The sequence below is a fragment of the Tissierella praeacuta genome, assembly GCF_040396155.1.
Classification (GTDB): Bacteria; Bacillota; Clostridia; order Tissierellales; family Tissierellaceae; genus Tissierella; species Tissierella praeacuta_A.
The window spans coordinates 77,859-96,110 of the sequence record NZ_JBEBOY010000005.1; the positions used below are offsets into that span (position 1 = coordinate 77,859).

Below are 18,252 nucleotides of genomic sequence, written 5' to 3' on the forward strand. Positions count from 1 at the left end.
TATTTTAGTTTTTTTATTTTCTATTTTTAAGTTCCGTTTTTGCCTTAACAATCCATCCTTTTTTCCTTCTTCGTTTCTCTATTAAACCCTCCACTCTAACTTCATATTTCTTAACCCACTGATGCAACTTTCGATATAAAACCATGAGTATATCTACTATTATAATTATTCTTCCATTAATAATAGACGTATTCATTATTCAACAACAATTTCCTCTTCATTTATATAACAATTATTCAGAACATAATACCATAAATCAAAATTACTTAATAGCTCATTAATTTATGTTAATTCTCTATTCAAAAAAAGATTTTAATGTTTCTTCATAACTTGGAATATCCATAATTTCCAATTCTACTTCTTCCCCAAATAAATCTAATATTATTTTTTTCATATGACAAATCAACCTCCAAGGTGCTAGATCATTTCTTTCCTTAATAAATACATCAGCATAATATGGAGATTCTCCTTGGCTATTTCTTGCATCTAACAAATTACCAGCTTTATATTTAGGAAATATTTTGTATTTGAAATTATTCTTAAATATACTTGTAGGATAATAAAGGATTGTGACCAAGTGAAGTTTTTCTCCATTTAAAAACTCCTTGTAAGATTCTAAAAATTTATGATACCCTTCATCTCCTTTCTCTATATAAAGATTATTTTCTATATAATATTCCATACAATCTAAGTCCATTAAATCAAAATGAAATACTATATCTTCACCTCTTAAATCCGACGTTATATCAAATTCAACTTCAGTAGGAAATTCAGAAAATCCATATATACCAAACCAATAATCCCAATGCCGAATCTTTATGTATCTTTTCACTTACATCTCTCCCTATAAATTATCTTTAAGCTTGTCTTTAATATATTCTTCATAGGATTCATCAACCTTTTTAATACATATATCCTCCCATCTTTTTATTTTAGTTATATATCTATACTTAATTACCTCCTTTCCATAGCCTTATAATCAATCCTTGTATCATACTTAATCTCTATACATTCTAAAGATTTACTATTTATAAATCTTGTAAATAGTTCATTATTACATCCTACAACAGTAAATTCTAAATCATAATCCGTACATATACATATTGTTTTATTTAAATCCCACCAATATGATGGTGAAAACTTCTCATTTTCACCAAAAGCATCCCTTAGCTCTTCTAATTTCATTAGCTCATAAATATCCTCTAAACTACCTTTAAATAGTTTATCTTGGCTCCAATCTAATGTCTTTAGCCAGTCATAATAGAAGAAGTATTTTTCGCAATTTAGAGGTCTTAATATACTTGTGATTTCATCAATTTGTTCTTTTTCTAAGGTTCCCTCATCTGGTGCTAAAAGATATCTTGGCCATCTCCTACCATTTTCTTTAAAAAAAGCATATGTATTTATTTCTGGTCTAAATTCCACATTATATTCTAAAGCCAATTGTCTCCATAATATTCTCTCTCCTAGAACAGCTTCATCACAAACATCTTCTGCCCAAAGTGTACTTCTATCTGTAAACAATTTATCTTTATACATGGGATGCAAAATTTTAATATATCTACTAAAGTTATTTGGCAATAAATTACCTACAATATTACCCCTATAGTTCTCATCAGTTGAACTTATGATTATTTCTATTCCATTTTTAATCCATTCAAATTCTTCTATATCTCCGTTTTCAAGCATAAGGATACCTCCAATTTATTTACACCTTATGTTAAAAGATTAAGGCATATATAAGATTCATTATACTTACTGTAAAATAATCTCTTTTGCAATAATATATCCACACATCCCTAAGGATGCTGTTAAATAAAATACCCTATACCTATTTTCTTTTAAGTAGTCACCTAATTCCCTAACATTACTTACTCCAATAGTCGGAAATCCATATTTTAAAGTTTCTGAAAGCTTATTAGCCTTATCTAATAAAAAGTGTTCTATTTTAACTTGATAAATTTCTAAAATAATATTATTCAAAATAACATTTTCAAAAGCATGTGCAAGTAAACCTTGAAATCTAATAATTATTTTTTCATCATCATAATTTTTAGTATTTATTTGCAAAATTTGTTTTTCAAAGTCAACCATATAAGAAATAATCATATTATCATGCACAACCCCATATTCTTTAATAATATTATTTTTCACTTTCTAAATCTCCTTTTCTTCTATGCCATTCATTCCAAAATGCTATATATCCATTTCTCTCAAATTCATCTTCTGGTATATTTTTAGTTAATGACTCTTTATAAAACTTTTCCACCGTATCAGCAAAACGTAATACCTCTTCTTTATATTGAATATAATAAACAAATACAGTATTTCCTTTTTCAGTAATAAGCCTAACCATCTCGTCCTCATGTAAAACGGTCCAATCAATTCCATTATTACATCCTATGATTTCTACTTCGTCTAAAGTTTCATTAGGAATCATAAAATGTCCACAGCAAGGTAGCATCTGGTCTCCATTAGTTAATAAATGGTCCTCAGATAAACTCTTTAACATTCTAAGAGCTGCTGCACTAACAGTACATGAATAGGATAATTCTTCTTCTCCTATAGTAACAGTTACATCTCCATGAAGACATAAATCATTAGGGTCATCCTTGGTTTCATCTATCCAATAAAGTTCCTTTACTTTTATTTTGAAATTTTGATAATCTAACTTAAATTCTATTATAAAAACTCCTTCCATACATCAGTAAGATATTCTTCTTTTAAGGCAAATCTATTCTCTAATTTTTAACAACAATGCAGACACCTGTATTCTCTAAAACGAATGAGATATCTTTTCTGCTCATCATAGATAAATTTATTTCCTTCTTTATAGGTTTAAAATAATATTCTGTAAAATAATCTATTTCATCATTAACCATTAATAAATGTTCTAATGGTATATTGTTTAATCTTGGCATTATAGTATAATGCTTTGAATAATCACCTCCAAGATAAATACTCCATATCTCTATCTCAGTATGAGGTTTCATATATTTAAATAGATAATTCTTAAAATTTTCTATGCTTGAATCTTCCTCCTCCAACTCAACATCATGACAATACTTTCTAGTAATTAAATTAGATATTTCCATATAGTCCTTTGAATGATAGCAATTTATCACTGAAAACCCTTGTACAAATTCAATTGTATTTTTAGAAACAAAAACTTCTTTAGACTGTTCCATATCCACCTCTGGCAATGGAAAATCATAGGCTAATAAATGTATTATACTCAACTCATATCACCTCATTTTTCCATAAATTAAGATTAATTGGCAGCAATTTAAATTTTATTCCTTAGTCTTCAAATTGAAACAGAAATTCAAGATAGTTAGTCCCTCATTATTTTAAATTCTGTCACTATATTCTTCTCATCAAACCATATAGCCAGCCATTCACTATCTATTCTTATTAATCCTCTTTCTGGTCCTAAATAATATACTATATTATCTAACTCCTTGAAATATTCAGTATCTGAAGGTTCACCCAGCAACTCCACAATGTCATTTTTATCCATACCTATTATTTCATGATTTCTCAATAAATCATCTACCATCCAAACTCTTTTTTCTTTTTCTGCAATCCATCTTTTATGATTAAATTTACTTCCAAACTCATTTAATCCTAGTAATCCAAAAGATACAATCATAGGAAGTAAGGTTAATATAAGACTTATGTAAATATACTTCTTATTTGTTAAATCTGAAGTCCTGAATAAACCATATATTATAAAAGCAAAGCAAATAAATGGTAATGAAACACCAGTTATACTATATAAACTAATTCGAGAATGAAACAAACTCATTCCAAATATAACTATACTAAAATATACTAAATAAAAAGTTAATAATATAATAAGTATAATTTTTGATTTTTTTGACATTTTATCTGTCACTATCTCCCTCCTAAAACAAAGAATAGTATTTAGATTTTTAAATACTACAATTTAAATATAATCTATAGACCCTTTATTTCCTTAACAAAATCCATAGCATTCTTTAAATCATCGTTATCTGGCCTACCTTTGGCAATACCTCCAATTACTTTGAAAGGTCCAAAAGTATCATATCCTTTACAAGCAAAACTTCCGATAATTTGAAAACCTTTATTTTTTAGGCCTATTTCTATAGAACTATTATAGGATTTCTTCCCTTGACCACTTGTTGAAAAAACAAATGCTTTTCTGTTTAACAGTTCTGGTAAATTATCTATTAATTTAATTATATCCTTATGAAATTTCCCATAATAGATTCCCGAACCAAATCCAATTAAATCATAATCCGCTAAACTTTTTGGATTTAATTTAGACATTTTCATTAAATCAGCATTTAAACCTTCTGCCATTACATTAGCAATTTTTTCAGTATTACCATGATGGATAGAAGCATAGATAATTAACGTTTTCATGATTTTCCCCCTTAATCATATTAATCATGGAATTTCTTCACTTATATTATAATTCATTATGTATTAGTTTGCATCTTATATATATTATAAATATTCAATATATTTCTTAATCCTTAATAAAGTAATGAACTCTCCTATATAGAGTTTCTCCTATTTCTTATTGATTTCAAATATTTATCTAATATAAAAAATAAGACCCTAGGAATCTAAATCTTTCCTAGGGTCTTATCCTTTAAAATTCTGCCGATTTAACTGTTCTTGGGAATGGGATAACGTCTCTAATATTTGTCATACCTGTTATATACATAACAGCTCTCTCAAATCCAAGACCATATCCTGCATGTTTAGTGCCTCCGAATTTTCTTAACTCTAAATACCACCAGTAATCTTCTGGTTTCATACCATTATCTATTATCTTTTGTTCCAATACATCAAGTCTCTCTTCTCTTTGAGATCCACCTATTATTTCTCCTACACCTGGAACTAAAAGGTCCATAGCTGCTACTGTTTTATTATCTTCATTCATTCTCATATAGAATGCTTTTATTTCCTTTGGATAATCAATTACAAATACTGGTTTTTTAAATATCTCCTCTGAAATATATCTTTCATGTTCAGTTTGTAAATCAATTCCCCATTCTACTGGATATTGAAATTCTTGTCCTGATTTTTTTAGAAGATCAATTGCCTCAGTATAAGTTATTCTACCGAAATCTGAATTAACTACATTTTCAAGTCTTTCAATCAAACCTTTATCTACAAAGCTATTAAAAAACTCCATCTCCTCTTTAGCATTTTCCATAACATATTTAATAATATATTTCATCATATCTTCTGCTAACTGCATATTATCATTGATGTCAGCAAATGCAATCTCTGGCTCTATCATCCAGAATTCTGCCGCATGTCTAGCAGTATTAGAATTTTCAGCCCTAAATGTAGGTCCGAAAGTATATACATCTTTATATGCAAGAGCAAAGGATTCTGCTTCTAACTGTCCTGATACTGTTAAACTTGTTTCTTTACCAAAGAAATCCTTTGAGAAATCTACTTTCTTGTCTTCAGTTAAAGGTACATCTTGTAAGTCTAAAGTAGATACCCTAAACATTTCTCCTGCACCTTCTGCGTCAGATGCTGTAACAATTGGAGTATGAACATATACAAATCCTCTCTCTTGGAAGAATTTGTGTATTGCATAAGCAAGTATAGATCTTACTCTAAATACTGCATTGAAGGTGTTAGCCCTAGGTCTTAAATGAGCTATTGTTCTCATATATTCAAATGTATGTCTTTTCTTCTGCAATGGATAATCAGAAGCTGAATAGCCTTCTATTTCAATATTACTTGCTTTTACTTCAAATGGTTGTTTAGCTCCTGGAGTTGGAACTAAAATTCCTTTTACTTTTATAGATGAACTAAGTGGCAATTTTTCTACTTCCTTAAAATTGTCTAATCCTTCTTCAAAAACTATTTGAATATTTTTAAAGAATGTTCCATCGTTTAATTCTATAAATCCAAAAGTTTTAGATGATCTAGAAGTTCTTATCCACCCTTCTAGCTGAACCTCTTGATTTAGATATTTATCCGTTTCTTTATAGAGCATTCTAACTGTTGTTTTCATTTTTATTCTCCTTTCTTATTTCGATTACTTTGACCTATCATCTCTCATTTTCTATCTATTCTAGTCCTTGGGCTGAGTTCGCAGTCTCGAAACTCAAATCTATTTGCTCACTATCGTTCACATAGATCTGGTTATCGTTGCGTTTGACCTACCATCGATTTGCAAAAAGCGCAAATCGGGTTAGGTCATAAAAAAAGCCTTCATCCTAAAAAGGACGAAAGCTTAACTTCCGCGGTACCACCCTAATTGCAATAGCCACTTAAACACACAATAATGTGTTTCACTAATAACGGTGTGATGCCGTCTAAGTCTACTTTCCTAAGATTTCGGTTAGAAACTCAGGGATGTTCTTCAATATAAGCTTCGTACCTATTTCCCACTATCATAGGCTCCCTTTAACTACTTCTTATATCTACTCTTCCCTTCAAGGTTTTCTTTACTTTTATACTATTATAGTTATTTTACCTAATGTTGTCAAGGAATATAACTAATAATATAATTAATAGTGAATAGTAAAGAGTTTTAAGTAAAAATTTATGATCTTTTAACTATTCACTATTTATTGTAACTTTATCTCAACTTTTGTTCTTCCTCTATATAGTCTAACTCTTCTTTGAATACTTCTCTTGCTGTTTCTATTTTTACAGGGTCCTGAGTTTTAAGTGCAGATTCAAATTTTGAAATTGCATAATCTAATTGATTCCTTATATCCCCTATACTCTCCTCATACATTCTTTCACTTCTGAATAAAAGAAGTTTATTTTTTTCCTGCTCTCTAGGAGGAATCTTTAAGTAACTTATTTCTTCCATTCGTTTCTCTATCATTTCATCGGTCATATCATTATTTTTATTCTTAATAATTTGTTTGACTTTATTTCCTGTAGAATTTACTTTAACTTCTACTTCTAATATAGAGTTAATATCGTAAGTATATGTCACGTCTATACTTTCTTGCCCTGCTAAGGCTAATGGAACTTCTACAAATAGTTCCCCTAATGATATATTATTCTTTGCAAATCTACTCTCTCCTTGAAGTATATTTATTCTTATTTTACTTTGATTATCATATACTGTATATAGAGTTTGAGTTCTGCTAGCAGGAATTACAGTATTTCTATCTATTATTGGACAGAAATAACCTGATTCTATTCTATTATTTTCTCTTTCCATAACAACCTCTGTTCCCAGAGTATATGGGCAAACATCTGTTAAAATTACTTCTTTTATATATTGGTTCCTTTCTTTCATAGCAGCTTGAACTGCTGAACCTAAAGATACTGCTTCATCAGGATTAATTGATGTGTTGGGAAACCTTCCAAAAAGCTTGTTTACAAATTTTCTTACAATAGGAAGTTTCGTAGAACCTCCTACAAGTATTACATCATCTATTTGAGATAATCTCAAATTCGTATCACTTAAACTTCTTTTTATAGGATTTCTCATTTTTTCTAAAAGAGGTTCACAAGCCTCCTCATAATCTTCCATATTTATTTGAAACTCAATTTGTTCACCATTTATAATACAGTTCATAGAAGATATTTTACTATCTGAAAATCCCCTTTTACATTTCTCTGCCTGATCTAATATATGTGATAAAATTTTCAGATCCAGAGAATTTATATCTATATTATTTTTTTTAATAAATAGATCAACTAGAATTTGAGTAAAATCCTCTCCACCTAAATAATTATCTCCTGCAACCGCTCTAACTTCAAGTATATTGTTAAAAAGTTCTAAAATAGAAACATCAAATGTACCTCCGCCTAAATCAAATACTAAAATTTTAGCATCAGCTCTTTTTTGATACAATCCATAAGCTATAGCTGCGGCTGTAGGCTCACTTATAATACGTTCTACTTTAAAACCAGCCATTTCTCCTGCCTTTTTAGTTGCTTTTCTCTGTTCATCGTTGAAATATGCAGGAACGCTTATTACTGCTTCTTCTATTTTTTCGCCAAGAAAATGCTCTGCATCTTCTTTTAGATATCTCAAGATAAATGATGATAACTCTTCAGCTTTAAATTCATCATTGCCTAATTTAAAAACTTTTTGACTTCCCATATCTCTTTTAAAAACTTGTGCTGTATTATCATAATAAATTGCACTTCTTTCTAGTGCAGTTTCACCTACATATATATTAGAATCTTCATCTATGCTAACAACAGATGGTGTTATATTTTTCCCTAAACGATTGGGAATTATTCTAGGACCATTTTCTGTAAAATATGATACTGAACTATTTGTTGTCCCTAAATCTATTCCTATTATCATTGTATTCTCCCCTTATTTTTCAGATGCTAATCTTTTAATTGCAACATGGGCATAAACGTAATCCGGCTCATATTCCAATAATATATTGTAATACTTCAGTGCTTCTTCCACCTCTCCTTTGGCTTCTGCTAACATCCCCATCAAAGCAAATTTTTCATAACATTTTCCATAGGGACAGTCTTTACATTTTTTGTATTTATCCATTTCAGCAATATAGTATTCAGTCTTTTCAATATCACCCATATTTATATATGACCTTGTTATATTGTATAGTCTGGCAGGCATATATCCTGTATCTGTAAAATATTCTTTTTCATCGCCTATATCTTTGATACAATATTCAATTGATTTTTTAAAATACTTCTCTTTTTTAAATCCTAAAAATTTATACATCATTGCCATACGAAAATAGATATCACTCAGATTATCATAATCTGTTTTGTCAACATATTTTAATGCTTTTTTGTAATACTGTAAAGCTTTTCTATATTTATTTTGATATATATAAAATCTTCCTAAATCAAAATAAGCATCAATATTATTTTTATCTTTACAAATTGCATCTTCATAATAATATTTTGCCTTCGACAAATCACCCTTAAGTCTATAAAAATCTCCCTTTGTACGTATGATTTCATTTATATCTGCATCTTCTACATTTTCCATATGTTCCTCACATATTTTAATGCCTTCATCATATTTACCCATTATTGGATATAGTTTACTCAAACTCTCATAAAACACATTACTATTAGGAAATCTTTCTAATCCCTTTTTTAAATATTCCTCAGCTTTGTCATATTGTTCCAATATCCTATAAGTTTTTGCTATATTATTAAATGGTAAATATGTTTCATCTTCTTCCACATATTCTATAGATTTAAGGTAATACTCCAAAGCCTTATCATATTCTTCCAAATTATGATAGTTGACTCCTAAATTGTTATATGAATACGGATTTGTAGGATCTAACTCAATTGATTTTAAATAATTATCTATACATTCTTCAACTCTACCAAGTCTTGAAAGGGTAAGTCCTCTTACAAGATAGTTATATCCTGTTTCTTGTATCTCAATTAATTTATCTCTATATTTTAAAGCTTCATTATAATAGTTTCTTCTTTTACCTCCTGTTGAGTGTTGTGCTTTTTCCTCTAACATACTAGCAATTGCAGAATAGGCTTCTGTACGTTCTGGATTAATATCGAGAAGTTTCACATAATATTTTATTGCTTCATCAAGATTATGTTCTTCCTTATAAGCTGCTGCTAAACGATAAATAATTTTTTCATCATTAGGATACTCCTTATTAAGCTCTGTAAATATATTTATTGCTTCATTATATTCTTCCAATTCATGATGTATATATCCTTTATAAAATACAAATTCAATTTTTTGAGTTAATTTAACAGCTTCATTCATAGCATTAAGAGCATCTTGAAATTCATACATAGCTACACATACATCTGCTTCCGTATATAAAATATCCAAATAAAATTCTTCTTTATAGTCATTTTTTACATGCTCGTCTTTTAAATCTAACACTAATTTATATGCTTCTTCCTTTACTTCCGCTATGGTTTCCAATGTTTGCCTTAAAGCTTTTACTTTATAAAGCTTTATTTCTTCATTATTTATACCATTGTCTTCAGCTCTTTTTATAATATCTAGACAATCTTCGTATTTGCCAAACAGATGGAATGTCTTTATTGCTAGAAGATATGGTATATAATATCCTGGCTCTATGTTTACAGCATTATAATAATCATCAATTACATCCTGATACCTTTCCATATTGTAATAAGCTTCCTGTCTACATAAATATGCTGGATAATAACCAGATGCCCTTCTAATTATTTCATCACATATATCTATACATTCTTCATTATATTCATATCTTAAAAATGTCTGTGCTTTATAATTCATATATAGTAGTTTGTTGCTTTCATCTTTTTCATTTTGAATTGCCTTTTCTAAATAATTTAAAACTTCTTTCAAATTTTCTTCACTTTGTTCTTTTAAGTTTGAAAGAGTCATTGCAATTGTATAATATGAATATCCAAAATTTGTTAATTTTTTTGCTGTTTCTTCACTTCCATCATCTTCTATTTTTTCTAAATCATCTACCCAAGCCAGTAAAAGAGGGTATGCTTTTTCATAATTGTTTACAGATAAATATGTTCTTCCCATTAAATTATTATATAATGGTTTTTTATCTTCAGGAATCTCTACATCTTTTAAAATATCTATAGTATCGTCAAATCTATAGTTTTGATACAAGCACCATCCTAATTCTATTAATGTTTCAAAGTCATTGGGATTTTCATCAAGTTGTTTCTTATAGCTTTCTATTAAATATTCATTTGCTCTCATCATTTCATTTAAAGCATTTTGGTCGCCAGAAAAAACATATAGCATATCAAGGAACCATTCTTTTGCTTTAAGATATTCCTTTTCTACTAAAAAACATTTACCTAATCCTAGTTTTGCACTATAATGATTTGGAAATTTTTCAAGAAGTTTTTCATAATATTCTTTTGCTCTGGAGATTTCACCTATCTGAAAAGAGACTTCTCCTACGTATAAGATAATATAGTCACAATTAGGATATTTATTTCCCAATTCCATTATAATTTGTTCTGCATGTTTATTGTTTCCTAATTTTAAATAATGTCTAACAACTTCCACATCTTCATAAGGATGATAGATTATATTACTTTTCATTATCTCAATTTCTTTTTCTATGCCTTCTAACTCATTATAATCCAGCATATCTTTTACTTTAAAATATTGCTTTATATAATCATCATATTCTCCCAATTCAGGACCTTCAAATAAATAAAAGTCCAAAAAATCCTCATAAATAATAGAATTGCATACGAAATCTATAAAATTTTTAGGGAATTTTTCGTAAAGTTTTTCCTTATCCTCTACAATACCAAATTGTTCATCTATTAACTTCCACACTTCGTGGGGCAGATAGTATTTATCCATAAAAAAAGCAAGTAATTTTTCTTCAATAATCCCTACTGTATCTAAACTTACACAGATATCATCATCTAATAACTCTTTCCATTTATCAATGGTTATTCTGTCTGGAAAATCAAAATATATTTCTTCTATTTTTCTCATCCATTTTCCAATATCATCTAAGTCATCAAATTCTTTAAATGTTTTTTCTTTCTTTAATTCTTGTATATATGTAATTGCATCTTCATATGATTTTCTAAGTTCTTTAAACCCTTCTGGATCATCTTCTGGATTTACATTTACAAGTTTTTTTCTGTATGCAGATTTAACTAGCTCTTCATCCTCAGTTTTTTCGATTCCTAATATCTTCCAAAACCTTTCCATTTTCTTTTCGCCCACCTTTATATAAGTCTATATTTCTATTAGATAAATTTATTCATACTATTATATGTCGGAATTTTTAATAGAAAACTTTAGTTCTACAAAAATAAAATCTTCATTGATAATTCTTCTAAAATCTTTGTTTATAAATTCTTAAGTAAATCTAAGTATAATGATAATTTAATAAATTGCAATCCTATATCACACTTAAATTCAATTTTAGAACAACCTATAAAACTGATTCTATAGGATTTCTAATCATTGACAATACTATTAATCCTAAGCTCTCAGCAAAAAGTAAAAAATTTAGAAAGCACATTCAACTAATCCAAGTTCATCTATAAACAAAATAAAAAAACTAGCTTTCTACTAGTTTTCTTTGTTTTCTTCCATGTTTTTTTCTTTTATATTTGATATAAAAAAGAATAAAAAATAATATAATAAACCCATTACGAAAAAAATAAAAATCTTAAAAACAAACACTTTAAATCAAGTTCTTCTGAACCAGTTAACATATGAATAAGATCAAATGTAAAATTTAAAACAGTTAAAATAATTGATACCTTAAATGCATTGAAGATAATGGGTTTATACAATATTCTCGCTCCTTTTAAAATTTCTTATCCTGCTACACAATAGCTTTCTTTATAGATTAATAGGTTCAAACTTAAATTATATAATCTAAAAACACTTAAGTGATCTATGAATTACTTATCTAATTATTTTTCAATAAATTCATAATGGTTTTATATACTAATTGAGGCGCTATTTCAAAGGAGTATTTCTTCTCAATTCTCTCTGTGAATTTATGTGCATCTTTACCAAAAGCTCCTATATCCAATACTGGTAAATCCAACTTTTGCATATCTTCTAATGGCAAATTATATTTAGTCCCAAAACCAGGCATATTGTTTTTTAATGCTGCTATAATTTTAGGATCCTTTGGTGCTGCTCCATAGCTTAAATCTGAAATATAAGGGAAAAATTTCTTGTATACCAGATTATAATCCGATTCTGTTGTGTTTATAGCATCGGCTACTGCATCAAGTAGTGCTTTTTCTTTTGGTGCACTTCCTTCTACATAAATATGAGGATAATATGGGGGCGTATAATATATTATAACAACAGGTTCCCTATAAGACCATAGATTATGAGTCTCTTCTACTAATTTTAATGAAAATTCTCTTTGGTCTATTGACTCATTTTCTAGCATTTCCTCAGTAATTTTCCTAATTTTTTCATCAAGCTCATTTCCAATTTCCGACTTTACTTTTTGATATAATTCCTCATACGTTAATACTTTTGCTTTCCAAGGAAGTTCTTCATATTTTCTTCCTGCCAATTTACAAAATCTTTCATATTGTGTATTTAGACTATCAATAGTTGACTGAAAAGCTTCCAAAGCAGCATTCTTCATCTTTATCAATACTTCATCTGGCGTACTGCAATGTGTTGCATAATTGAAAAATAGAGTAGAGGTTTTTGCTATTTGCACTGAATATTCCGGCTTTAAATCTCTTTGTTTTAAAGTAATTGGAGGAAGGGAAACCTCTCCTTCTGCTACATCACAAAAATCAACATTTAAATTAATTCTATTTGTAATAGAAGAAGCTATTTGATTTGGATCTATTCCTTTAAATGATTCTCCAACATGTGTTTCTTTTCCTACTATATAGAATGATGGCATCAATTTACCTACCGTGCCTATATATACATATTTATTTTCATCACCTTCAAATTCAGATGTCATATAATCGGTATCTAAAAGCGCCAAATACTCAAGCTCTTCCTGCTCTTTTATCTTAATTAATTCTGGTATAACAGATAGCATACCACCAGAGTTCCCTTCTTCATCACAAACAGCAGCGTATATTAAATTACCTTCAAAATTTTCTATATTCTTTGATATATATTCCATCAATGCTATTATAATAGCATCACCAGTCTTCATATCGAAAATTCCTCTGCCAAATAAATATTCACCTGATTCTAAATCACGTCTTACCTCTTCTGGTAATGTAGATGATATCTCTTTAAATTTCTTTGTTAACTCATATGGCTTATTGGCATATTCTTTTAAACTACCATAATCAGAAATACCAACTGTATCACTATGACCTATCATTAATACAGTATTTTTACTATTTCCTTTCTTTCCTTTTAACATTGCCATAACAGATTTTCTACCTAGATTATCATTAGGCATATGTACAAATTTTATATGATTAGGATTTTCTTTATAATAATCCATCTCTGAAAAAATATCATAAATTTTTTGTACAGAATCTAACTCTCCTAGTGTTTCTACTACGCTTAGTTGATTTGTTAATTCCACTGCAATCTGCTCAATTCTCTCTGCAATCTGCTTATTCATAACATACCTCCTAAATCTAAATTCTCCATTCTCAATTATTTATTTTCTCTTAGCCTCTGGATAAAATGCAGGATTATTGAAAAAATCATCCTTCAATTCTCTAACTTGGTTTCTCATTAATACTAATCCTATCATATTAGGAATGATAATAGAAGCTAAAAGTATATCTAAGAAACTATATAAAAATTCTATACCTCCATATGCACCTAAGAATATTGCTATTAGATAAATAAATTTCATTACTTGAGAAAACTTTGTTCCAAATAAATATTCAGCTTGTTTTTCACCATAAAATACAATAACTATTATAGTGGACATTACAAATAATGTAATGCTCAAAGTTACGATTCCTCCTCCAAGATTTGCCCCCATTAACGCCTGAAATGCTCTTGCAGGCATACTAGCTGCTTCTGATGATGGAATTGTCTTCCATATGCCAGAGGTTAAAACAACCATAGCTGTCATGGTACAAACGATTAAAGTATCAACTATGATTTCAAATATACCCCAGAATGCTTGTCGAACTGGATGGTCGGTTATTGCAGCTGCATGAGCTATAGGTGCTGTACCCATACCAGCTTCGTTAGAATAAGTGCCTCTTGCAATACCACGACTAATGGTTTGTGATATCATTGCACCGCCAAAACCGCCAACTGCTGCCATAGGTGTAAATGCATGTTTAAATATTAATACAATAATAGATGGTAATTCGGTGATATTTACAATAGTAATGACTAATGCACCTAATAAATAAACTCCTGCCATAAAAGGAACTAACCTTTCTGAGACTTGAACTATTCTTTGAATTCCGCCATAAACAACAATACCAACTAATACAGCAATAGCTGCACCTGAAACCCAATTTGGAATATTAAGAGTAGCAGCTGTTTGCACTACTGAAATAGTTTGAGTAGCTACAGATGGGATGATTTCAAGCATTAAACAAAAAGCAAATAATTTTCCCAACCAAGGAGCATTTAACCCCTTATCCAAATAATATTGAGGTCCCCCAACATATTCACCTAATTCATTTTTTTCCCTATATTTTATACCTAAAACAATTTCACTAAACTTTGATGCACTACCTATAAAAGCAGTTAACCACATCCAGAAAACAGCTCCTGGTCCGCCAAAGGCTATGGCCACAGGTACACCAACAATATTAGCTGCACCTATGGTAGATGCCAATGCAGCAGAGGCAGCTTGAAAAGGTGATACAGTACCTTCACCTTTTTCTGGTTTTTTTAACATCTTACCAAAGGTTTCTCTGCAGATAAAGCCAAAATACTTAAATTGAAAAAAACCTAAAGAAAAAGTTAAGATTAATCCACCACCAAATAAAATGACAAGCATTGGAGTTCCCCAAATCCAATTAGAAATACTGACAATAAAGCTCATAAAAGTATCCATGATTTTTCCTCCTAAACCTTTATTTTTATCTCATATATATTAATATAAAGATATTCATTCTTAGAAAAAACATGTCTGAATATAGTGAATATTAAGTTATTTTTCTAAATTTTAAAAAATAAAAAAGATATTTTATAGTAAACATTTTTTACTATAAAATATCTTTTGCGATTTATAACCTTATTATACTATTTATTATATTTAGCTAATCTTTCCTTTATTGCTTTTTCATATCCATTTTCTGTAGGTTCGTAATATTTCTTACCTACAAATTCACTTGGCAAATATTGTTGTGGAATAAAAGCACCTTCATAATCATGGGGATATTTATATCCTATACTATTTCCTAAATTTTTAGCTCCAGGATAAGATCCATCCTTTAAATGGGTGGGAACTTTTCCTATTTCCTTAGATTTTATATCTTCTAACGCTCTATTTATACCAACATATGCCGCATTACTTTTTGGGGCAGTAGCTATATATACTACAGCTTGAGCTAAAGGTATCCGCCCTTCAGGCATACCTATTACATTTACAGCATTGAAAGCTGATACTGCTATGTTTAATGCATTTGGATCAGCATTTCCTACATCCTCTGATGCACATATAATTATACGTCTTGCAATAAACTTAGGGTCTTCTCCTGCATTAATCATCTTTGCCAGCCAATACAAAGCTGCATCTGGATCCGAACCCCTCATACTTTTTATAAAAGCAGAAACAGTATCATAATGTTCATCTCCATCTTTATCATATCTAGCTGTTTTTATCTGAATAGAATCCTTTATTGTATCTAAATCTATCTGTATTATTCCATTTTCATCTGCAGGTGTAGAAAGTACTCCTATTTCAAGGGAGTTAAGTACAGTTCTTCCATCTCCATCTGCTATAGTGATTAAATAGTCTATTGCTTCCTCTGTTATATTTATATTATATTCTCCTAATCCCTTTTCTTTATTGGACATGGCATTTTTTATAAGATTTCTTAGATCTTCTCTAGTCAAAGATTCTAGTTTTAAAATCATGACTCGAGATAGTAATGCCTTATTTACTTCGAAATAAGGATTCTCTGTAGTAGCACCTATTAAAATAATTATTCCCCTTTCTACAAAGGGAAGAAGTGCATCTTGTTGAGATTTATTAAATCTATGTATCTCATCAACAAAAAGAATGGTTCTCTTATTATATAATTTTAAGTTTTCTTCTGCTCTATTCATTACATCCCTAATATCTTTTACTCCAGATGTTATGGCTGACAATTTTTCAAATGTCATATTTGTAGTATTGGCTATTATCATAGCTAAAGTAGTCTTACCTGTTCCAGGAGGTCCAAAAAATATCATGGAAGTAATTCTATCTGCCTTTATTGCTCTACTTAAGAATTTACCTTGTCCTAAAATATGGTCCTGCCCTACAAATTCATCTATTTTTTCAGGCCTCATCCTATCGGCTAAAGGTGCGTTTGTTTTAAGTTTTTTTTCCATACTTAAAGTAAATAAATCCATATTATCACCTAATTAATTTATATTACCAGCTTTACTGGTTCCTATTTCTGAGAAGCTTTAAACTCTTCCATTATTTTTTCAAATAAATCTTTATCTTGAATAACTTGAATTCCAGTTTTTACTAAAGCATTAATTGTTATTATCATATTTTCATAAGCCTTATCTGTTAAAGTTGCATCCCTAAATTCCCTAGTATGTGCAGCAATACTATCATCACCATATATACCAAAGTAAGGATGAATAGCAGGACAAACATGGCTTACATTACCCATGTCTACAGAACCAAAAGATACTTTTGTCTTATCAGGATTTTCTATACCCTGAGCCTTTAGGTTTTGACTAAATATCTCAGATAAACTTTCGTTAGTCACTAAATCATCATATGAAAACTCATAATTAGACATTTCCAAACTGGTTCCTGTAGCTAAAGCAGCACCTTTAGCACAATTTTTAACCTTTTCTATTAATTCTTTCATATAGGCCTTAGTTGTAGTTCTTACATAAAATTGAGCAATAGCCAAATCTGGAACTATATTAGCAGCCTTGCCCCCTTCAGTTATAACTCCATGAATTCTAGCAGAAGGCAATATATGTTCTCTTAATGCATTTATACTATTAAAAGTCATTATTACTGCATCCAATGCATTGATACCTTTTTCCGGGTCTGAAGCTGCATGTGAAGCCTTACCTTTAAATGTAAACTGTATAGGTTCTAATGCTAAGGATGTCCCGCTTTTACTATATGTAGATGCTGGATGAGCTAACATAGCTATATCAACATCATTGAAAGCTCCTTTATCTACCATTGTAACTTTTGCCCCATTAGTTTCTTCTGCTGGTGTCCCAAAAACTACAACATTTCCCCCTATTTCATCTAATAGATGTTTTAATACTATGGCTGCTCCTGTATTAGTGGTTCCAAGTAAATTATGACCGCATCCATGTCCTATTTCAGGTAAAGCATCATATTCAGATAAATAACATATTGTAGGTCCTTCTTTTTTGCTTTTATAATAGGCCTTAAATGCAGTTTTTATACCTAAATATTCTTCCTCTACTTGAAATCCATGCTTTTTTAAAATATCTATATGAGCCTTTGAAGATTTAAACTCTTCATTTCCCAATTCTGGATTGTGATAAATATACTCATTTAATTTTTTTAAATCATCTAATATGCTATAAGTAATACTGTTAATCTTTTTCATTATATTCATCCCACCTAAAATTATTTTTGAATTTTATTAATAACTTCCTATAATCTATTTTAAAATATTGGATTATTTTCTAAAGCTATTTATTATTTATTATAA

15 protein-coding genes and 1 other annotated feature are annotated in these 18,252 nt (G+C 29.3%); all 15 genes read right to left on the bottom strand.

Annotated features, from left to right (window positions below):
• Positions 1 to 13 precede the first annotated feature (13 nt).
• The 15 genes from ABWP20_RS04070 to ABWP20_RS04140 all read right to left on the bottom strand — a co-directional run bounded on the left by ABWP20_RS04070 (position 14) and on the right by ABWP20_RS04140 (position 18,147).
• A complete protein-coding gene (locus ABWP20_RS04070; RefSeq protein WP_353094001.1) occupies positions 14 to 196 on the bottom strand; it encodes a hypothetical protein in 183 nt (60 codons plus the stop codon).
• A 99-nt stretch (positions 197 to 295) separates the two neighbouring features.
• Positions 296 to 832, bottom strand: a complete 537-nt coding sequence (locus ABWP20_RS04075) for a hypothetical protein (protein WP_353094003.1) — start codon at positions 830 to 832, stop codon at positions 296 to 298.
• A 122-nt stretch (positions 833 to 954) separates the two neighbouring features.
• The gene (locus tag ABWP20_RS04080; protein WP_353094004.1) at positions 955 to 1,689 is read right to left on the bottom strand and encodes a hypothetical protein; all 735 of its coding nucleotides are present in this window, start codon (positions 1,687 to 1,689) and stop codon (positions 955 to 957) included.
• A 66-nt stretch (positions 1,690 to 1,755) separates the two neighbouring features.
• A complete protein-coding gene (locus tag ABWP20_RS04085) occupies positions 1,756 to 2,154 on the bottom strand; it encodes a hypothetical protein (protein ID WP_353094006.1) in 399 nt (132 codons plus the stop codon).
• On the bottom strand, positions 2,144 to 2,701 hold the full coding sequence (locus ABWP20_RS04090) for a hypothetical protein (protein ID WP_353094008.1): 558 nt from the start codon (positions 2,699 to 2,701) through the stop codon (positions 2,144 to 2,146). The genes ABWP20_RS04085 and ABWP20_RS04090 overlap by 11 nt, the downstream gene beginning before the upstream one ends.
• Positions 2,702 to 2,741: 40 nt before the next feature.
• Complete coding sequence (locus ABWP20_RS04095) at positions 2,742 to 3,239, bottom strand: hypothetical protein (RefSeq protein ID WP_353094010.1); 498 nt, start codon at positions 3,237 to 3,239, stop codon at positions 2,742 to 2,744.
• A 95-nt stretch (positions 3,240 to 3,334) separates the two neighbouring features.
• A complete protein-coding gene (locus ABWP20_RS04100) occupies positions 3,335 to 3,898 on the bottom strand; it encodes a hypothetical protein (protein ID WP_353094012.1) in 564 nt (187 codons plus the stop codon).
• Positions 3,899 to 3,960: 62 nt separating this feature from the next.
• On the bottom strand, positions 3,961 to 4,410 hold the full coding sequence (locus ABWP20_RS04105; RefSeq protein ID WP_353094014.1) for a flavodoxin family protein: 450 nt from the start codon (positions 4,408 to 4,410) through the stop codon (positions 3,961 to 3,963).
• 232 nt (positions 4,411 to 4,642) lie between these two features.
• On the bottom strand, positions 4,643 to 6,031 hold the full coding sequence (gene asnS, locus ABWP20_RS04110; protein WP_353094016.1) for an asparagine--tRNA ligase: 1,389 nt from the start codon (positions 6,029 to 6,031) through the stop codon (positions 4,643 to 4,645).
• A 207-nt stretch (positions 6,032 to 6,238) separates the two neighbouring features.
• Positions 6,239 to 6,468, bottom strand: a binding site (T-box leader).
• Between the two features lie 133 nt (positions 6,469 to 6,601).
• Positions 6,602 to 8,302 (bottom strand): Hsp70 family protein, encoded by a 1,701-nt coding sequence (locus ABWP20_RS04115; RefSeq protein ID WP_353094018.1) that lies wholly within the window; start codon positions 8,300 to 8,302, stop codon positions 6,602 to 6,604.
• A 12-nt stretch (positions 8,303 to 8,314) separates the two neighbouring features.
• A complete protein-coding gene (locus ABWP20_RS04120; RefSeq protein WP_353094020.1) occupies positions 8,315 to 11,656 on the bottom strand; it encodes a tetratricopeptide repeat protein in 3,342 nt (1,113 codons plus the stop codon).
• Between the two features lie 712 nt (positions 11,657 to 12,368).
• Positions 12,369 to 14,027: a M20/M25/M40 family metallo-hydrolase gene (locus ABWP20_RS04125; RefSeq protein WP_353094022.1), complete on the bottom strand. Its 1,659-nt coding sequence runs from the start codon at positions 14,025 to 14,027 to the stop codon at positions 12,369 to 12,371.
• A 39-nt stretch (positions 14,028 to 14,066) separates the two neighbouring features.
• On the bottom strand, positions 14,067 to 15,437 hold the full coding sequence (locus tag ABWP20_RS04130) for an alanine/glycine:cation symporter family protein (RefSeq protein ID WP_353094024.1): 1,371 nt from the start codon (positions 15,435 to 15,437) through the stop codon (positions 14,067 to 14,069).
• A gap of 188 nt (positions 15,438 to 15,625) precedes the next feature.
• Positions 15,626 to 16,942, bottom strand: a complete 1,317-nt coding sequence (locus ABWP20_RS04135) for a replication-associated recombination protein A (RefSeq protein WP_353094026.1) — start codon at positions 16,940 to 16,942, stop codon at positions 15,626 to 15,628.
• Positions 16,943 to 16,983: 41 nt separating this feature from the next.
• Entirely contained in the window at positions 16,984 to 18,147 is a 1,164-nt protein-coding gene (locus ABWP20_RS04140; RefSeq protein WP_353094028.1) for a M20 family metallopeptidase, read from the bottom strand.
• Positions 18,148 to 18,252 lie beyond the last annotated feature (105 nt).